Below are 18,747 nucleotides of genomic sequence, written 5' to 3'. Positions count from 1 at the left end.
ATGAAAGTGCTAGTAAAGAATGCTTCATTGTTCGACGGCGTTAATGAGACGGTCAAGTCGGGATGCTTTATCAGTGTCGAAGACGGGGTGATCACCGAGGTAGCCAGTCAGGAAAATACCAATGCAAGTTATGACCGGGTAATTGATGCGGCTGGCTATACGGTGGTTCCGGGACTGATAGATGCCCACACCCATATTTCGTTTTCGGATACGTTTCAGGCCATGGATAACATGACCGCTGAAGAAGTGGCGGTGCGCTCGACGGTGATTGCCCGCCAAATGCTGGAGCGGGGTTTTACTACGGTCCGGGATGTCGGCAGTAACTGCTATGGCCTGAAGCAAAGTATCGACAACAACTTTGTGCCGGGGCCGAGGATTTACCCGAGCTATGGGGCAATTTCGCAAACCTGTGGTCATGCTGACTATCGGCAGAACAGAACCCAGCGTTCTAACTTCAGTCAGAATCTGGAGGATTCGAGCTTTATGCGTCAGGGTCACCTGGTGCTGGCTGACGGCGTGCCGGAGTGTCTGAAGCGAACCCGCGATCAAATATTTAAGGGGGCATCCCAGATTAAAATATTTGGTGGCGGCGGGGCGTCATCACTGTTTGATCCACTCGATACGATTCAGTACACCCGTGAAGAGCTAAGGGCGATTGTCGAAACCGTGACCAATTACGGCTCGTATGTCTGCAGCCATATTCATGCCGGTCCCGCGATGAAGATTGCGGTGGAAGAAGGGGTGAAATCCTTAGAGCATGCGACTTTTATGGATGACGATATTGCACGGTTGTGCCTGGATAAGGAGGTTTGGATTGTGCCGCAGTATGCGACTGCCGAGCTGATCGCCAACCGGATGATCCCACTTGATAGCGAGATCCTCTATCAGAAGACCGAGCGGGTTGGGAGAGGCTTGCTCAAGCAGGCTGAACTGGTCGAGAAATACAACCTCAAATGTGCCTTTGGCACAGACTTAGTCGGAACGCCGGAAGTACATGCCAAACAGAATGCCGAGTTTTCGGCACGGAAGAAATACTTCGGTTCTTTTCGCGGCATTAAACAGGCGACCTCGGATGCCGGCGAGTTATTGAAACTGTCCGGGTTTCTGGACCCGTATCCGGAGGGTGATATTGGTGTTATTCGTGAAGGATCGTTTGCCGATATGCTTCTTATCAGTGGTAACCCGGTTGAGGATTTGGATATTCTTGCCAACCCGGACAATATCAAGGTGGTGATAAAAGGCGGGGATATTTTCAAAGATACTCGTGCCTTGTAAACCAATATCTGGCCAGATTTGAAACCGTCTCCTATGAGGCGGTTTTTTGTTGCCTGCTCCAGAAGAGGTTTGGCCGAGGGGCCGCTTACTGGGCTATTCGCGGGAACTGTTCGCTAGCGGCTGCTCTTTGGATCTGAAGCGCTTGCGGTAGTCCTTGGGTGGAAAGCCGGTCAGCTTTTTGAATGCCCGTGAGAAGTGGGCAATATCGGCATAGCCCAGCTCGGAGGCGATATCGGTCAGCGAGTATTGCCGGCTCTCCATCAGCTGGCAGGCGGTTGCCAGCATGATGTTTTCCCGAATGCTTTTGTAACTGGTGTTCTCCCCTGACAGACGGCGCTGCAGAGTACGGGGGCTGGTATTCATTAAAGCGGCGGCTTGCTGAATCGACAGGGCTTGTCGGGACAGGTAAGGGGCCAGAGCCAGATACACAGTTTCGACATAGCTCAGAGGTTTTGGGTCATTGGTTTGTCTGTCGACCGGTGTAAAGCGGACCGGCAGGTTGAAGGGCATTGCCAACAAGTCATTGGATAGTTCGATAGCAGCCAGGCTGCGATTGCTATAGAGAACCGTGTCGGGGCTGTTCAGAATCTCTGCCAACTTGTCGGCATTGGGTGATTGCACGGCAATACATCCCGGCTGCCATTGGGTTTTGCTGGCAAAGCGGATAAATTCGATTAGGAACAAAATGGCAAACACCTCTGCCCACAGAAAGCCTTCCGACACCTCTGTTGGCTTGTGGCGACAGAACCAGGGGGTGTCGTTGAAGTATTCGAGGCTGACTTTGGCGGAGGGGGAGTCATGTTGCACCGCTATTTGCATTTGCTCGATGGCTTCACCTATCGATTTCGGACTGCGTAAGTGCCTGAGCATTTTCGGAATGAAGTATTCCCGGATTGCTGTTCGGAGCAAATTGCCATAATGATCGGGATCGGCCTTCTCGGCCATCAAAGCCAGCAGGTGTTTGATAGGCGTTTCGGGAACAAATTCGTGCTGGGTCTGGAGAATGTCTTCGGGGAGCCCTGCTGTCTTGAGGAGCGGGTAGATATCAGCTTCGAAATGCTTGAGCATTTCAATCAGGGTCGCAGCATGGACGGTTTTGATCAGCGGGACCAGTTGGCCTTGGTTCATTCCTTTTACTCCGCGAGTGTACTCATCAACAGAGAGTATACTTGTCGGACTGCATCCTTGCAGCCCTAGAGAAGAGAGAGAATTATTGAGCTTGGTATCAGGCTTGAGTGATCTGCGGCTTTGGTGAGGTGCGGAAGATACTGATAACAGCTTCTACAGTGTAGTAGCCGCAGATGGCGGTAAAGCTCAGTACGCTGACGTTCTCACCCATAGAGACCGAGGCACCGATCATTTCAAATAGCTCACCGCCAAACTTTCTGACATAGTCCAGCGCCCATTTGTACACCAAATAGAGCTTGGTAAGGGTAATAAACACCAGGTACGCCTTGCCGTAGGGAGTAAGCAGGAACTGTTTGATTTTGGCCCAGATGTTTTTCATCTTCATTTCTCGCTGTGATGTGGTTTGTCGGACGAGATGAAGTATAAAAAATGAACATATTTATATTTATCATTTTGCGCCAAGGTGAACCTTTGGTTTCTTTTTTCTGATGGCGCTAAATGGTAAAAATAAATTTTGGGTCTAGATAGTATTGCAGCACACATTTTATTGCTTGCAATGAGCAGTGAATCTGACGAGGTCGGAATGAGCCCAAAAGAACCGGAACTACAGCAATCGACACCTTCTACTGTTGCCGAAGAGACAAGCCACAACCATCAGGAACCCGTAGCAGGGAGAAGCTTTTCTCCCCGCTTTGTTACCTCGATCGTGCTGTCGGTTTGTATCGGATTATTTGTCTTCTACCTGGTTGCAGACAGGATTATTCCCTGCACAGACATGGCACGCGTACAAGGTAACGTGATTCCGCTGGCTCCAATGGTTTCGGGTGAGGTGATCAAGGTGAGCGTGGCACCCAACGATTTGGTACAGGCCGGTGAACCCTTGATAAAAATTGACTCGACCGATTATCTGATAGCTGTTAGGAAAGCAAAGCAGGGACTGGAGGAAGCCGGCAAGCACATTGGCGTACAGACTGCATCAGTGGAAGCGGCACAGGCCAAACTATCTGATGCACTGGTCAACCAGGATAATATCCGGCGGCAGGCAGGGCGTGTTCTGGCAATGGCTGATAAAGGTATCGTGACTCAGGCGGATGCCGATAAAACCCGTGCTGCAGTGGCGCATGCCAGGACGCAGGTGAAAACGGCCCGAGCAGAGCTGGTACAGGCTCAACAGAAACTGGGTAAGGCCGGCGACGAAAATACTGAGATGCAGATGGCTTTGCTGGCTCTGCAGAAAGCCCAGTTGGATTTGGAGCGAACGGTGATTCGGGCTCCGGCCATGGGCGGGGTGTCTAATTTTCGACTTGATGAAGGGACCTACGCGAACAAAGGCCAGCCATTAATGACTTTCGTCTCAGGTGAAGATAGCTGGATAGAGGCATATTACCGTGAGAATAGCCTAGGCAATATCCGTAGCGGTGATTTGGTCGAAATCGCCTTGGATAATGCCCCTGGCGAAATATTCCGGGGAAGGGTAGCCAGTATTGAATATGGTATTCACTGGGGCCAGCCTCAGACTTCTGGTCAGCTGGCAACGGTTGCCAACCAGTCGGGATGGTTGCGACAGAGTCAGCGTTTTCCTGTGGTGATCCGTTTTGAAGATGATCGGCCAAGCGGTTTGCTGCGGGTAGGCGGCCAGGCGGATATCATGGTATATACCGAGAGGGATTCCGTGATGAATATATTCGGCAGGCTGTGGATCCGCTTTATTAGCTGGATGTCCTATGTCCGCTAATCGAACTGCAGTCGGAGAGGAATCGTACGGTTTACTTCGACGCCGTATTCTCAGATATACACTTGGTGTCATGTTGGCGATTGTACTGGCATACAGTATTGACTGGACGCTTGCCTATATTATGCCGGTGTTTGTAGCAAAGTTTTTTGTCGACAGACCGGTACCGACCCGGGAAACGTTTGATGAACTTTTTCTGGCGATGGTGGTGACAGTGCTCATTGCGCTGGGGGTCAGTAACGGAGTAACACAATATCCGCTTATCCTGCTGCTGTTGGTTGGGCTGCTGATGTTCTGGGCTTATTACCTGTTTCAGGATCCGCGATGGAACTTTTTTGCCATGATCCTAATGATTGCAGTGTTATTGGTGCCCTATATGGGGATCATTCATCCGGCTGCAGCGTTGCTGCTCGGCAAGGGATTGATGGTTTCCGGTATCGGGGCGGTGGTAATTTTTTGGCTGATGCACCAGATCGTGCCTGAACCGGTTCCCGTATCGGAGTTGCCCTCGGGGCAAAGCCGGAATGCAGAACAGTCAGAGGCCTTGCGTGTTGGTTGTGCGTTGAAGGCGCTGGCAATTAGTTTCCCGGTCATTGTGTACTTCTATTATTTCCAGATTAGCGGTGCTCTGTTGACATTGGCATTTATCGGCATCCTGTCACTGCAGCTTACCCGGTCTGGCAGTATTAAGTTGAGCGCTTTCCTCCTGATGACCAATGTTGCAGGAGGGGGATTGGCAATTGTTGCCTATGAGCTATTGGTTATCACTCCCTGGTTCCCGTTTCTGTTGGCCATGATGACACTGTTTACCTTGCTGTTTGCACATAAGCTGTACGAGGAGCCGCATAAGGCACCTGTGTATGCCGGTATCTTCTCTGCGATGCTAGTGGTATTTGGTTCAGTGATTTCTGCTAGCGGCAAAGAGATAGATGTCAGTTTCTATGCGCGTATTGGCCAGATCCTGATGGCAAGTACATATCTGGTATTGGTGGCTTGGTTGGTTGACAGGCACGCTAGCGAATAGAGTGATTTACCTGCTCTGTTACTTCTCTCCTATTGATACCGCTCATAACGTTAATCAAGATGTTCGATTACATTGATGGGCAATGAACCCATACAATAACCTCACCGTTGTAAGAAGCGACGAGACGACAAATCGAATGCATACAAGGCCGCTGATTGCCTTAGCCTGAGCGACAGATATAACAATGAATAAATGCCACACAACGAACCTAAATGAACTGCGTCAGCTGGGTGCTGTCCGGTTTCAGAGCAATAGTCAGAAAATTCTTCCCGGCGATGTATTTGTCTGTCGTCAGGGCCCGAACTGGGACAGCCACCAGTCTGTCGATGAGGCGATCGGTAAAGGCGCTGTTGGCGTGATTGCCAACAAACCGTTAGAGCTTGATGTTCCCTGCCTGCTGACACCCAGTTTTAGCAATAGTGTCAGTTTGATTAATCAGTATTACCAGTATCCGCAAGATAAGCTGATGCAGATAGGTGTGACGGGGACCAACGGCAAGACTACCGTCGCCTATTGCCTGAATGCTTTGCTGAACCGCCGGTTCAAGTCTGCCTACACCGGCACATTGGGCTGCCAATACAGTGATGAACAGGTTGAGCTGGACAATACCACGCCGGATGCCATCAGCCTGCTGAATCTGTTTCATGCCATGGAGCAATCGGGTGTGACCCACAATGTGATGGAGGTGAGCAGTCACGCCCTGTCTCAGGATCGGGTAAGTATCGTCGACTTCGACGTGGTGGTCATTACCAATATCGGCAGCGATCACCTCGATTACCACCGAAGCAGAGATGAATACATTCAGGCCAAACTTCGCCTGATAGATCGCCTTAAGCCCGGCGGTGTGGCGATTATCAACCTTGATGATGAACTAGCATTGGCGATGATCGAGCGTTGCCGCAGCAAGGCTCGGGTGGTGACCTTCAGTATGCAGGATCCAAGTGCGGATATGTTTGCCTCTGATATTGCCTCGTCGTGTCATGGTGGGCAGTTCAGGCTGAATTATGAAGGTCTGCAGTATTCGGTAAGTACCTCCCTGCCGTTTACCTTCAATATTGAAAACTCCCTTGCGGTATTGGCAATGCTGACGGCCATGGATATTGATATTTCAACAGCTGTTGAGATGCTGGCCACCATGGATCATGCCCCCGGTCGAAGCGAGGTCTACCCGTTGCAAAATGGTGCCACGGCGATTATCGATTATGCTCATAATTACGATAGCCTCCGTAACCTGCTGGATAATGTGAGGTGTCATAGCCAAGGCCGGGTGTATACCGTGATTGGAGTAACGGGTGACCGACTGGCCGATGCGGCAGCTATCGGTGAGTTGTGTAGCACACATTCGGATCATGCGTTCTTTACCACCGACAACCCGTTGGGAGTGTGTCAGGAGGCTTTGTTTGCTGCAATGGGCAGCAAGGCAGTGAGTGGCAACAGCAGTACTCACCCGGACCGCGAGCGGGTTATCGAACATGCTGTTTCGTGTCTGATGCCAGATGACGTGCTGTTGCTGTGTGGCAAAGGTCCTGAGAAATATCAATATATCAGCAGCAATAAAAACGCCCCTCAGCCCTATATCGGCGATTTTGAGGCGTTGATGCAGGCTGCTGGTAACAGGTAGGCAAACAACATGGCAGCTGAATCGATAAGTACGCCGCTTCCTATGCGGAAAAATACCACCTATCTGAAATTGCTCAGTGCCCAGGTGATTTCGCTGATTGGTACCGGGATCAGCTCGCTGACGCTGGCGTTACTGGCCTGGGAGCTTGAGGCCGAGGATGCCAGTGCCGTGTTGGGAACGGCGTTTGCGCTCAAGATGATCGCCTACGTTGGCCTGGCACCTGTTTTCGGTGCCATCGCCCACAAGCTGCCAAGAAAGCAGTTCATGTTTGCGCTGGATATCATCCGGGCAGGGTTGATCCTCTGTCTGCCGTTTGTTACCCAGAGCTGGCAGATTTATGTTTTGGTCTTTGTGATTAATGCCTGCTCGGCGGGCTTTACCCCGTTGTTTCAGTCTACGCTGCCGCAAATTCTGCCGGATAAAGATCAGTACCTCCGGGCGCTATCCTACAGTCGAATGGCGTATGATCTGGAACAGATCATCAGCCCATTACTGACGGCGATGCTGTTGCTGCTGATAGGTTTTCGCGATCTGTTCATTCTGGATGCATGCACTTTTGTGTTGTCGGGTGTGCTGATCATTAGCTGTACCCTGCCTGCGGTTATGGCTGTGGATCACGGCAAGGGCGTATGGAATAACCTGAAGTTCGGCATTCAGTCTTATCTGATGACACCGCGGCTTAGGGCCTTGTGGTTTGCCTATTTGGCTGCCGCCGGTGCCAGTGCCATGGTGATTGTTAATACGGTTGTCTATGTCAATCAGATACTGGAAGGTGGAGACAGAGAAACGGCATTGGCAATGGCCGTAGTCGGTTTTGGTTCTATGCTGATTGCTCTCAAGCTGCCCGCCTGGCTGGAAAAACGTAATATCAGGCCGTTTATGCTTATCGGTGGTGTGAGTATTTCACTGGCACTGCTTCTGGGTACGCTGACACCGTCATGGCCGGGGTTTGTGGCTGTGTGTCTGCTATTGGGAATTGGCATGTCATGCATCCAGACCCCTGCTGGGGTATTGGTGACCCGTTCGTGCAAAGAGGCAGATGCTCCGGCGTTTTTTGCCGCCCACTTTTCTCTGACGCACCTATGGTGGTTACTCACTTATCTACTGGCTGGGTGGAGCAGTGCTGCGATTGGGTTGTCGATGGCGTATCTGTTGATGGGGGCGTTATGTACAGTTAGCCTGCTCATGGTCAGTACATTATTCCCCCGGGAAGATTAGTTGCTAATGTAAGATTGGCGAGGGTGAGGCAAAGTCGTTCGATAAAGAAAAAGCCACATTATGTGGCTTTTTCTTTGTGTGTTTGCTTCTTGTGGACTTTCATAGCCAATGACGATGTTCGATATGCACCGTTCTAGTATTAGTTATTTTGCTCTGGCAGAGTAATGCTTATAGCTTAAATACTCTTCCGCACTGTGTGCAGCGGTGGATGGACTTATAGACCATACGTTGCCAGAAATTCCGTTTTACACGGACGATTTGGGTGCATTGGCATTCCATACGTGATACCCCTTCAACAAAACAATACTCGCGTAGTTTCTCAACTACTAGCTTGATACGCGCTGAATATTACATGTGTCTGGCACGTAAAGCTGTCGTTATTTACATTTTGTTACCGAACTTCAAAGGGACAAGTTAGCAGCGATGAGATATAGCGGAGATATGAGTAATTTTTGACTCAACAATCAGCAGGCCTGCGGGGAGTAGGCCTGCTGGGAGGATGGTTAGAAGTTAGTCAATGAGTTAAAAGAAGCCCAATGGGTTTACGTCATAGCTAACCAGAAGGTTCTTAGTGTTCTGATAGTGATCAAGCATCATCTTGTGGGTCTCCCTGCCGATACCTGACTTCTTGTAACCACCAAAGGCGGCATGTGCCGGATAGGCGTGGTAGCAGTTGATCCAGATCCGGCCTGCTTCGATCTTACGTCCCATGCGGTAGGCGAGGTTGGTATCCCGAGTCCATACTCCAGCACCCAGGCCGTACTCGGTATCGTTGGCAATCTCCAGTGCCTCGGCTTCATCTTTGAAGGTGGTGATAGCAATGACCGGGCCGAAAATTTCTTCCTGGAACACCCGCATTTTGTTGTTGCCTTTTAGCATGGTCGGGGCAATGTAGTAACCTTGCTCCAGCCCATCGCTCTGTTCGACGGCACTGCCGCCCACCAGTACTTCGGCGCCCTCATTACGACCAATTTCCAGATAGCTCAGGATCTTGTCGAACTGTTCCTTTGATGCCTGCGCTCCGACTTGGGTGTCGGTATCGAGCGGGTTACCCTGTTTGATGTTTTGTGCGCGTTCGACGACTTTGGCGATGAATTCATCGTAGATGGATTCATGGATCAATACTCGAGAAGGACAGGTACAGACTTCTCCCTGATTGAAGAAGGCCAGCAGTATCCCTTCGATACACTTGTCCAGATAGGCATCTTCATGATCGAAAATATCGCCAAAGTAGATGTTTGGAGATTTGCCGCCCAGTTCGACCGTTGACGGGATCAAGCTGTCAGCTGCGCATTTCAGAATATGGTTACCGACCTCGGTTGAACCTGTAAAGGCCAGCTTGGCGATACGGTTACTGGTGGCCAGTGCCTGTCCTGCTTCATGGCCATAGCCATTGACGATGTTAACTACGCCAGCCGGGATCAGATCACCGATGGTTTCCATCAATACCAGTATCGAAGTCGGTGTTTGCTCGGCTGGTTTCAGGACCACACAACAGCCAGCTGCCATCGCAGGTGCCAGTTTCCATGCTGCCATCAGCATTGGGAAGTTCCACGGGATGATTTGGCCAACGACACCAATAGGCTCCGGGAAGTGGTAGCTTGCTGTATTGGCGTCGAGCTCGGCAGCAGAGCCTTCCTGTGCCCGGATACAACCGGCAAAGTAGCGGAAGTGATCAACGACCAGTGGTAGGTCGGCCGCAAGAGTTTCTCGTACTGGCTTGCCGTTTTCCCAGGTTTCAGCAACGGCCAGCATCTCGATGTTCTGTTCGATACGATCGGCGATTTTCAGCAGGATATTGGCGCGTTCGGTAACGCTGGTAGCAGCCCAACTGGTGCGTACATTGTGGGCGGCATCCAGTGCAAGATTAATGTCGGCTTCGCCTGACTTGGCAACCTGACAATAGGCTTCGCCGTTTACTGGCGAGACATTATCGAAATACTCTCCGCTGACAGGCTTGATCCATTCTCCGCCAATATAGTTGTCGTACTGAGGCTTGAATGTAATAACAGCATTGTCGGTTCCTGGTTGCGCGTAGATCATAGGTCGTTCCTTCTTTGCTTCTGTTCACGAAATAGTGGCTGTATCGATACAGCTGATTGTTTTTAAGCATGTTTTGTTGTGTTGCTCTTGTTTCTTACTAACGCAAACAGCAGGCCAGAATGGCAGACTTGTTGTTAATAAAATGTAACGCTATGATTAATAAAATTTTATGAGATAACCTCTGCATTCACAGATGAGAACGCCACGCTGTTGAAATTGTTCAACTGTTACAAAATGGCACACTTGCTCTGTGACAACATGGAACAGTTAATCTATGCACCCATTCGTTGATTCTCCCCAGCATGACTGGCTGGAACAATCTTGGCGTCGCAGCCAGCAGGCAGGGCTTGATGAGCAGCATGTCCCAGAACACATCCGGCTCGAGCAAGACCAGCTTGTTCAGCGACAACACCGTGCGAAGCATCTGACAGCGGCGGTAGAGCAGCTGGCTGTCCCTTTGTTTAATCAGATGTTTGCCGGCACTAACAGCCGTCTGATACTGACTGACGAGGAAGGCGTGATCATCCGTGCATGGGGGCAGTCCCGATTTGAACAACGCCTGACCAGCATTGCCCTTGAATCGGGGGTCTGCTGGCAGGAGAACCTGAAGGGAACCAATGCCATCGGTACGGCACTGGCCGATCAACGTTTCGTTATGGTAGTGGGGGATCAGCACTTTATTCGCAAGCACCGATTTATCAGCTGCTCGGCCGGACCGGTATTTAGCTCGTCCGGCGAGTTGCTGGGAGTGTTAGATATCACCAGCGAACAGAAAGTGCACTCGACGCAGACACAGATGTTGATCCAGAATATGGTTCAGTTAATCGAAAACAGCCTGTTGTGTCAGGTACCCAATGGTAAAATCAGGGTCGATGTCGCCTTAGATAAGCAGTTGCTAAACAGTGGTTGGCAGGGGATTGTTATCGCAGATGAAGCGGGCCATGTAGTAGCCCATAACGCTGTTGCGGCCCGCTTGCTGGATCACCGGCAGATGCTGGGGTGCCATATTGATGTATTGATGGATAGCTCGCTGCAAACTGTCAGTCGTTCGCTGGTTCCGTCCGGTGAGCTGGTCTTTAACTGCCAGCCGATCCGAAAAGCGGAGACAGTACCCCGATCTTCTCCTGTGTACTCACCGTCTTGCCCGCTTCATTATGGTGACGACCGGATGGAGCAGGCGTGGCAGCAGGCCTGTAAGTTGATCAACAAAGACGTCAGCCTGCTGATTTTGGGTGAGACGGGAGTCGGTAAAGGCGAATTCGTCAAACAGTTACATTGCCATAGTCAGCGCCGTACCGGCCCGCTGGTGGCGGTTAACTGTGGGGCATTGCCGCAAGATCTGATTGAATCGGAGCTCTTCGGTTATGCGCCGGGGGCGTTTACCGGTGCCAGCAAGCAAGGTTACCAGGGCAAGGTTCGCCAGGCCGATAAGGGGATTCTGTTCCTAGATGAAATTGCCGATATGCCGCTGGCAGCCCAGTGTCGACTATTACATGTGCTACAGGAAAAGGAAGTCGTGCCTATTGGCTGTAACCAGCCTAGCAAGGTAGATATCCAAATCGTCGCCGCAACCCATAAAAATCTTGAGGAGTTGGTGGCACAAGGCCTGTTCCGCCAGGACCTCTATTACCGTTTGAATGGGTTGATCCTGACGCTACCCGCCTTGCGCGAGCGTCAGGATTGCGAGGCGTTGATCGCTGCTATTCACCGTAAACACCAAACGGCAGAACAGCATATCTGTGAACACTTGATGACGCTGTTGACGGCCTATAACTGGCCCGGCAATATCCGCGAGCTGGATAATGTGTTGCGGGTGGCATCATTGTTGTCGGACGATGCCCGGTTGCTTACCTTGAGCCATCTGCCACAGCACATTGCCGCGCCTTTGCTAAAACAGGTTTCTGCTCATGATGAGGAAGTAATACCGAGCAAAGACTTGCGAACAACGATTTCGGATACCTTGCTTGAGACCTACCATGCTAATAAGGGCAATATCAGCAAAACCGCGCGGATGTTGGGTGTCAGCCGTAATACGTTGTATCGCAAGCTCAGGAAGCTGGGGATTAACTGACCGCAAGCGAGTTAAGTTGCTCATCAAGGTAATCAACCAGCATCCGGACCTTCGGTGACAGATGACGGTTATGCGGGTACAAGGCCCAAATCCCGTCGTCTCTTTCGGTAAACTGGGTTAGTAGTGCGGTCAGCTGGCCATTGTCGAGATATTGCTGTACGTAATAATCCGGAAGCTGGACAATGCCAAGCCCTTTCAGTGCAGCATCGGTCAGCGCATGGCCGCTGTTGCAGCGCAGACTTCCCTTGATCCGAATATTGCGAGCTTTGCCTTGCTCCTGAAAGCGCCAGTAATCCAGGGTTCCCCGCAGGCAGTTATGCTGTTCCAGCTCAGATAGTGAGTAGGGCACACCATAGGTTGTCAGGTAGGTCTCCGAGGCGCAGACATATTGGGTACGGGAACCCAGCCGCTTGGCCATCATACTGGAATCATCAAGCTTGCCGAGTCGGATCGCCAGATCGAAACCTTCGTCAATCAGATCGACTTTCTGGTTTGATAAGTGAAATTCAACGTCTAGATCGGGGTATTGCTGAGCAAAGTTATTGATGAGCGGAGCAATCGTTCCTTCACCATAGGTGACAGGCGCGGTTACCTTGAGTTTGCCACGTGGCGAGCTTTGCAGGTTACTAATGGCTCGCTCTGCTTCCTCAAGTCCGTCGAGTACCTGACGGCAGTGTTGGTAATAAATCCGGCCGACATCAGTGACTGATACTTTGCGGGTCGTGCGGTAAAACAGCTTGGCTGCCAGTCTTGCTTCTAATGCGCTGATTTGGCGGCTGACCTGAGCCGTTGATATACCCAGTCGTTTTGCTGCTGCGGTAAAGCTTTCCGCTTCGGCCACAGCAACAAATTCACTCACCCCTTCCCAGTTAAACATTATTACATCCACGTAAAAATAAAGACTTCTTGCGGCTAATTATCTGCTAACCAGGAAATAATATCGAGTGTTACTTCAGCCTGAATTTACCCACAATGGCAGCAAGTTGGGCGTTTACCGCCGCGATATTGGCTGTCTCTTCGGCAGTATGTGTACCGCCGCTATCAAGTTGAGTGACGATCTCGCTGATGGCAGCCATGTTACGGCTCACTTCCTGCGTCACACTGCTCTGTTCTTCTGCCGCAGTCGCAATTTGTGCGCTCAGGTCGTTAATCTCTGACACATAATTGTTCATCGTTTCCAGGCTGGCTGCAACGTCGGTGGCACCGTTGGCCGTTTCCTGGCAACGGGCTTTGGTGTTATTCATTGCCTCAACCATAGACTGATTTCCCTGAAGTAGTCGCTCAAGCGCCTCTTCGATTTCGGTAGTACTTGCCTTGGTTCTGCTAGCCAGATTACGAACCTCATCGGCAACAACGGCAAAGCCCCGGCCTTGATCGCCGGCACGAGCTGCCTCAATAGCCGCATTCAGTGCGAGTAGGTTAGTTTGTTCGGCTATCTCACCGATAACAGTCAAGATGGCATTGATGCTTTGCGTTTCATCACTCATCTTTTGGACATTGCTGGCTGCGGCATCAACGTCGTTGATTAGCGCCGCAACTGTGACCTGGGCCTGGTTAACAATACCTTTTGATTGCTCGCTGGTCAGATTGGCCTCTTGGGTGAATTGAGCGGCCTCAGCTGCATTGACGGCGACTGACTCGGCGGTGGAGTTCATTTCCTCTACAGCCGTGACCACTTGCTCGGTTTCTGTGATATGGCTTTGCAATATCTTGGTGTTGTCGTCAGTCTGAGCTTGCAGGGCTGCCACATTTGAATGCAAATGATGAGAGGCGGCCTCAATTTCCAGCATCATTTTTTGCAGGCTTTCGATGAACTGATTTATACCAGCTGCTATTTGACCCAGATCGTCATCGGTTTTTACATCCAGACGCTGAGTTAAATCCCCATTTCCTTGCGAAAGGCCTACGACAGTGTCTTTTAATTGCAGAATGGGCGTATAGAGCCATTTAAGGAGCATCAGTACCAGAATAATGCCGAAGATGACAAAGCCAATTGTTGTAAACAGTGAATCTTCACGGGCCGAGTCGAGAGAGGCATAGGTGATCGATTTATCTAGCCCAATCATCAGATACCACTTTTTATTTCCAATGATTATTTCATGAGTAAACATTGTTTTATCTAATCCGGCAGAATTTATATAATCCCGAACTAATTGCTCACTCGAAACAGTTGAAAGTGCGATATCTTTAAGATGTGAATAATTGGTGAGTTTTTTTCCATTTTCAACTGTGCCCGTCGATGTGGCGAGTATTGTTGTGTCACTATCAATAATCATTGAAACCGAGCCTGGAATATCGATTGACTTGACGACATCATTTAATAAATCGAGTTCGATATCGCCTAATAATATTCCTTCATTTACCGTCTCGCCAAAGCTGATCATTAGTTTTTTGGTTGAGCTGTCGGCGTAGACATCAGTAAATACCACGCCTGAGCCATTGCTGACCTGTGTCCACCAAGGACGTCTTCTTGGGTCGTAGGTGCTTGGGTTGGTATAGTTGACCCATTTCGGATCCGGTGTGGATTTGTAAGCGACACCATCGTTAAAGCCAATCATTAAGTTACTGAGATTAGCAATTGCAGCACCGTCAATCATGCGCTGGATATGTCCGTCGGTATAATTATTCACTTTATATTTCGAAGCGAGATTATGTAAGCCTTGAGATTTTTGATGAATGAATTCTTCAATTGATGAACTTTGGTCTCGAACAAAAGTAACAGTTGAACGTGTTACCTCATTAATTAATCCGTCCCTTTGGTTCAAGTAAGAAATATAGTTTGCTGCTCCAATTGACAAAATTGTCCATAATGCAATTGAAACGATCAGCGAATGTTTAAACCCTAGACCCTTCATACAGCCTCATCTTTGATATTAATTTTATGATGCACTTTCTTCACTTGATTAGTTAACAAATTTGTCAGTAAATCAAATGAGAGTGAATATTTTATATGTCTATATATTTTGGGATGGGCATAATACAGAAAAATAGTTGTGAGTGAAATATACTAATTGAGAATGGCTTTTTTATTTTCCACTTGAAACTTTATTTTTCAATAATGCTTTTGATTTTCCATAATTATCTTTAGGGTTTTATATTAATTATTGGTGCTTTTACTCTAATAAATAGAGTAAAGTATTGGATTGAGTAGAATTGTAGTTCTAACTATTGATATGGCTGGATGCTATTAACGCGACGTCAAAATAATGACGACCCGGGTAGTCTATCGCTTGTTATTTAGAATCGTATTTGTCTTTGGAATAAAAGTCACAGAGTGTCTCATGACAGTATAAAACAAAGTGCTTATATTTAATGTGAATAATTCTGACGCTGTGGCGGCAGACAGTGCCACAGCGTAGGAAATACAGTTTTCTTCGCTTAGATAAAGCGGATGTTGACTGCCTGTAGTTTGCTTGCTGAGTCATCCATAATGAACTCAACCAAGCTGCCAGAAACAGGTTGGCAAGCACTGTTGATATTTGCAGCATCAAAACGGATATCGCCGCCAAGATCGCAAGTAATTAGGCCTGTTTTGTCTTTAATATTGAAGCTACGGATAATACCGGTTTGTGAAATCATAATTTTTCCTTTTTTGCCCAAACAATGCTTTAAGAGCGTTATGCTTGTGGCTATCAAATTGAGTAGATAAGTTAGTCCCGCAGCCCTCGGCTAGCGGTTGTTATCGTTTTAACTCATTGACCTTTATCTATTTACCGCTATGAGTTCACCCTACTCAAAAGCGCTTCACTGCATGGTCGATTGCAACGATACCAAACGAAGTCATTATCTGAACCAATCAGAGTTGTTCAGTTTGTTTGGCATACACGACGGCAGTGGAAATAAATCATCGATATGATCTTTAGGAGGTTCTTCTTTACAGCAGGCTTTGGCGAGAAGCTAGGAGTGTGAAGTGTTCTTCGAAAATCATTTTTAGGTCTGAGTCGCAGACCACAAAACACTAACCATAAATTTGTGTCCTGTAAACATTTTTCTTGCATAAAAATGTGACGCAAGTTTAGGTGTGGTCTTTTGATAATCAGAAGTGACTGATTTATATGTTTTTTATTGCATGTTGGCTGAAAGTGATGATTACTTGGCTTAGCGTGAAACTATTAGTCTAACTCCCTCTCAGACCGGATAACATTCAAAATTCTTGCTCAAATTTTTCGAACAACACCTCTCAAAATACGTTATGGAGTGTGAGGTTCGTCACGCCTATGATGATTATCAACACGCAGACAGACTGCGAAACACCATACAGACAACAGCTCGAAAGTGAGGACGTTATGAAAAAATCAATTGCCGCTCTTACCCTAGCCACAGCCACTTTTTCTGGTGCAGCCCTGGCCGATTTCCAACATGAACTGACATTGGATGTCTCACCACAAAAAGGCGGTGCCTGGGTTGTGGTTGAAAAAGCAGGCCAGCCACAAGCCGGTGCAACGGTATCCATCCAGGGTGATACCAATCAGTCTTATGTAACGGCTGATAACGGGCGCGTATTTGTTCACAGCAACGGTGAATCAGCACGCTCGGTAACGATTAATGCCACTGATGGTGAAGGTAACATGGCATCGGCTCATCGCCTGATACCATCAAACCGTTCATGACCAAAACTGAATTTGGAGAAAGTTTTACTGGAAAAAAGCTTAATGGATATACACGATCACTAGGCAGTCGCAATAAAGGGATTTTATTGCGGCTGTTTCGTTTATCGCCGACCTCTAACTATACTCAACGCAGGTATCCGTTCGTGATTCGCCCATTATCAAGCTGCTATAAGCTTACTTAAGGGAAGGAGGAGATGATGAGCCAAACCTGCTTGCATTCGCCAGACACAACACTTGAGTTTCCGTCTTGGTATAACCAAGACTTTCGCCTCTCTCACGATTTTCCTTCTGCCTCAGCGTTGTAACTCCATCACTACCTACATTTTTGTGCTCGTTCGTCAGCAGGCCGTAACGTTATTTATGAGGCAACGTCTATGAAACGTATTCCTGAACCTTTTCGCATCAAGATGGTAGAGCCGATCCGTATGACCGATGAAAATGATCGTCGCGAGGCTCTAATCGAGGCTGGTTACAATCCGTTTATGCTAAAAAGCGAAGATGTCTATATCGATCTGCTGACCGACTCCGGCACAGGGGCGATGAGTGATACACAGTGGGCAGGCCTGATGATGGGAGATGAGTCCTATGCTGGTAGCCGTAACTATTTTCATTTGTGCGAGGCGGTAGAACACTTCTTCGGGTACAAGCTGACAGTTCCTGCTCACCAGGGGCGGGGAGCAGAACAAATCCTGTTTCCGTGTTTGATAGAACGAATGAAAACCGTCCGTGGTGGTGATGAGCCGGTGTTTATTTCTAATTATCATTTCGACACCACGGCAGGGCATGTCGAGCTCAACGGCGGCAAGGCGATCAATGTATTGACTGAGAAAGCTTTTGATACCGATATCTATGAAGACTGGAAGGGGAATTTTGACCTCGATAAGCTCAAAGCGACTATCGAACATTACGGCTCGAAGAATATTGCCGCCATTATTACCACCATTACCTGCAATAGCTCGGGAGGGCAGCCCGTATCGATGGCCAACATGCGGGCTGTCTATGATATCGCGAAAAACAATGACATTCCGGTGGTCATTGATTCTGCCCGCTACTGTGAGAATGCCTACTTTATCAAGCAGCGTGAACCGGGTTACGAGAACCACTCTATCCTTGAAATCATTCGTGAGATGTATCAATACGGCGATATGCTAACGATGTCGGCCAAAAAAGATCCTATGGTCAATATCGGCGGCCTCTGCTGTATCCGTGATCATGAGGAGCTTTTTCAGGCCGTACGAACTCGTTGCGTGCCGATGGAAGGTTTTGTGACCTATGGCGGTATGGCCGGACGTGATATGGAAGTGCTGGCTCGTGGTCTATATGAAGGGGCCGACGAGAACTTTCTGCACTACCGGATCAGTCAGGTTGAATATCTCGGTGAGCGTCTTCGTGAAGCGGGTGTTCCTATTCAGTACCCGACGGGGGGCCATGCAGTATTCGTCGATGCTAAGAAGATTCTGCCGCACATCCCGCCGGAGCAGTTTCCGGCCCATGCCCTGTGCAACGAGCTCTATCTTGAAGCCGGCGTCCGCGCTGTCGAGATTGGCTCATTGCTGCTGGGGCGCGACCCCGAAACGGGCAGGCAGAAGCCCACTCCGCTTGAACTGATGCGGCTGACCATTCCGCGCCGTGTCTATACCAATGATCACATGGACTATATTGCCGATGCACTGATCGCGGTCTGCAAACGGGCTAGTGACATCAAAGGACTGAGGTTCGAGTATGAGCCACCAGTGCTGCGTCACTTTACAGCCAGGCTAAAACCGGTTGGGTAAATGATGAGCTGAATGTTATTGGCGTAATTCATAGCCAAAGCACTATAAAGGTGCATTTCCTGTTGGTTTGCACCAATCAAGAGCGCAAGCTTAAGTCAAACTCAGAATAAAATATGCAACATTGCTACTATTGCTGATATGTGATGCACATATTTCGTGCATCATGCTTTTCTTCTTATTGTATATAAAACAAAATGTTAGATGATTTTTTGTTAGGTGGTCCAAATTGGAACCCTGAAATGGGTCAAAG

14 protein-coding genes are annotated in these 18,747 nt (G+C 49.0%); 8 read left to right on the top strand and 6 right to left on the bottom strand.

Going from position 1 to position 18,747, the window contains the following annotated elements:
* The gene (locus L4D19_RS02020; protein WP_428450945.1) at positions 1-1,275 is read left to right on the top strand and encodes a metal-dependent hydrolase family protein; all 1,275 of its coding nucleotides are present in this window, start codon (positions 1-3) and stop codon (positions 1,273-1,275) included.
* A 93-nt stretch (positions 1,276-1,368) separates the two neighbouring features.
* Here the strand turns inward: L4D19_RS02020 and L4D19_RS02015 are convergent, their stop codons facing one another.
* Complete coding sequence (locus tag L4D19_RS02015) at positions 1,369-2,403, bottom strand: helix-turn-helix domain-containing protein (protein ID WP_428450944.1); 1,035 nt, start codon at positions 2,401-2,403, stop codon at positions 1,369-1,371.
* Positions 2,404-2,500: 97 nt separating this feature from the next.
* Positions 2,501-2,782, bottom strand: a complete 282-nt coding sequence (locus tag L4D19_RS02010; protein ID WP_428450943.1) for a hypothetical protein — start codon at positions 2,780-2,782, stop codon at positions 2,501-2,503.
* A 204-nt stretch (positions 2,783-2,986) separates the two neighbouring features.
* On the opposite strand from L4D19_RS02010, the gene L4D19_RS02005 reads away from it, so the two are divergent.
* From L4D19_RS02005 to L4D19_RS01990, 4 genes are all read left to right on the top strand, one after another.
* The gene (locus L4D19_RS02005; RefSeq protein WP_428450942.1) at positions 2,987-4,138 is read left to right on the top strand and encodes an HlyD family secretion protein; all 1,152 of its coding nucleotides are present in this window, start codon (positions 2,987-2,989) and stop codon (positions 4,136-4,138) included.
* The gene (locus tag L4D19_RS02000; protein ID WP_428450941.1) at positions 4,128-5,159 is read left to right on the top strand and encodes a DUF2955 domain-containing protein; all 1,032 of its coding nucleotides are present in this window, start codon (positions 4,128-4,130) and stop codon (positions 5,157-5,159) included. The genes L4D19_RS02005 and L4D19_RS02000 overlap by 11 nt, the downstream gene beginning before the upstream one ends.
* Before the next feature lie 184 nt (positions 5,160-5,343).
* Positions 5,344-6,780 carry a Mur ligase family protein gene (locus tag L4D19_RS01995; RefSeq protein ID WP_428450940.1) on the top strand — a complete coding sequence of 479 codons (1,437 nt, stop codon included), beginning with the start codon at positions 5,344-5,346 and terminating at the stop codon, positions 6,778-6,780.
* Positions 6,781-6,789: 9 nt separating this feature from the next.
* A complete protein-coding gene (locus tag L4D19_RS01990; RefSeq protein ID WP_428450939.1) occupies positions 6,790-7,998 on the top strand; it encodes an MFS transporter in 1,209 nt (402 codons plus the stop codon).
* Between the two features lie 522 nt (positions 7,999-8,520).
* Here the strand turns inward: L4D19_RS01990 and exaC are convergent.
* The gene (gene exaC, locus L4D19_RS01985; RefSeq protein WP_428450938.1) at positions 8,521-10,041 is read right to left on the bottom strand and encodes an acetaldehyde dehydrogenase ExaC; all 1,521 of its coding nucleotides are present in this window, start codon (positions 10,039-10,041) and stop codon (positions 8,521-8,523) included.
* A 274-nt stretch (positions 10,042-10,315) separates the two neighbouring features.
* On the opposite strand from exaC, the gene L4D19_RS01980 reads away from it, so the two are divergent.
* Positions 10,316-12,112, top strand: a complete 1,797-nt coding sequence (locus L4D19_RS01980) for a sigma-54-dependent Fis family transcriptional regulator (RefSeq protein ID WP_428450937.1) — start codon at positions 10,316-10,318, stop codon at positions 12,110-12,112.
* Here L4D19_RS01980 and L4D19_RS01975 read toward each other — a convergent pair.
* The 3 genes from L4D19_RS01975 to L4D19_RS01965 form a co-directional block, all read right to left on the bottom strand.
* Positions 12,105-12,989 (bottom strand): LysR substrate-binding domain-containing protein, encoded by an 885-nt coding sequence (locus L4D19_RS01975; RefSeq protein ID WP_428450936.1) that lies wholly within the window; start codon positions 12,987-12,989, stop codon positions 12,105-12,107. The two genes, L4D19_RS01980 and L4D19_RS01975, sit on opposite strands and share 8 nt — an antisense overlap.
* Before the next feature lie 70 nt (positions 12,990-13,059).
* On the bottom strand, positions 13,060-14,967 hold the full coding sequence (locus tag L4D19_RS01970; RefSeq protein WP_428450935.1) for a methyl-accepting chemotaxis protein: 1,908 nt from the start codon (positions 14,965-14,967) through the stop codon (positions 13,060-13,062).
* Between the two features lie 523 nt (positions 14,968-15,490).
* Entirely contained in the window at positions 15,491-15,691 is a 201-nt protein-coding gene (locus L4D19_RS01965) for a hypothetical protein (protein WP_160651452.1), read from the bottom strand.
* 707 nt (positions 15,692-16,398) lie between these two features.
* Between L4D19_RS01965 and L4D19_RS01960 the strand changes: the two genes are divergently transcribed.
* Positions 16,399-16,722, top strand: a complete 324-nt coding sequence (locus L4D19_RS01960; protein ID WP_428450934.1) for a hypothetical protein — start codon at positions 16,399-16,401, stop codon at positions 16,720-16,722.
* 374 nt (positions 16,723-17,096) lie between these two features.
* On the top strand, positions 17,097-18,497 hold the full coding sequence (locus tag L4D19_RS01955; protein ID WP_428450933.1) for a tryptophanase: 1,401 nt from the start codon (positions 17,097-17,099) through the stop codon (positions 18,495-18,497).
* The last annotated feature ends 250 nt before the right edge of the window (positions 18,498-18,747 follow it).

This window comes from Photobacterium kasasachensis (assembly GCF_050336885.1).
GTDB classification, from domain to species: Bacteria; Pseudomonadota; Gammaproteobacteria; order Enterobacterales; family Vibrionaceae; genus Photobacterium; species Photobacterium kasasachensis.
The sequence above is the reverse complement of the archived record's forward strand: the minus strand, read 5'-3'. Positions and strand labels throughout refer to the sequence as shown.

Bases quoted from the DNA above. Each gene is read 5' to 3' on its own strand.
- L4D19_RS02020 (WP_428450945.1), top strand. From the start codon at position 1: ATGAAAGTGCTAGTAAAGAATGCTTCATTGTTCGACGGCGTTAATGAG.
- L4D19_RS02015 (WP_428450944.1), bottom strand. From the start codon at position 2,403: ATGAACCAAGGCCAACTGGTCCCGCTGATCAAAACCGTCCATGCTGCG.
- L4D19_RS02010 (WP_428450943.1), bottom strand. From the start codon at position 2,782: ATGAAAAACATCTGGGCCAAAATCAAACAGTTCCTGCTTACTCCCTAC.
- L4D19_RS02005 (WP_428450942.1), top strand. From the start codon at position 2,987: ATGAGCCCAAAAGAACCGGAACTACAGCAATCGACACCTTCTACTGTT.
- L4D19_RS02000 (WP_428450941.1), top strand. From the start codon at position 4,128: ATGTCCGCTAATCGAACTGCAGTCGGAGAGGAATCGTACGGTTTACTT.
- L4D19_RS01995 (WP_428450940.1), top strand. From the start codon at position 5,344: ATGAATAAATGCCACACAACGAACCTAAATGAACTGCGTCAGCTGGGT.
- L4D19_RS01990 (WP_428450939.1), top strand. From the start codon at position 6,790: ATGGCAGCTGAATCGATAAGTACGCCGCTTCCTATGCGGAAAAATACC.
- exaC (WP_428450938.1), bottom strand. From the start codon at position 10,041: ATGATCTACGCGCAACCAGGAACCGACAATGCTGTTATTACATTCAAG.
- L4D19_RS01980 (WP_428450937.1), top strand. From the start codon at position 10,316: ATGCACCCATTCGTTGATTCTCCCCAGCATGACTGGCTGGAACAATCT.
- L4D19_RS01975 (WP_428450936.1), bottom strand. From the start codon at position 12,989: ATGTTTAACTGGGAAGGGGTGAGTGAATTTGTTGCTGTGGCCGAAGCG.
- L4D19_RS01970 (WP_428450935.1), bottom strand. From the start codon at position 14,967: ATGAAGGGTCTAGGGTTTAAACATTCGCTGATCGTTTCAATTGCATTA.
- L4D19_RS01965 (WP_160651452.1), bottom strand. From the start codon at position 15,691: ATGATTTCACAAACCGGTATTATCCGTAGCTTCAATATTAAAGACAAA.
- L4D19_RS01960 (WP_428450934.1), top strand. From the start codon at position 16,399: ATGAAAAAATCAATTGCCGCTCTTACCCTAGCCACAGCCACTTTTTCT.
- L4D19_RS01955 (WP_428450933.1), top strand. From the start codon at position 17,097: ATGAAACGTATTCCTGAACCTTTTCGCATCAAGATGGTAGAGCCGATC.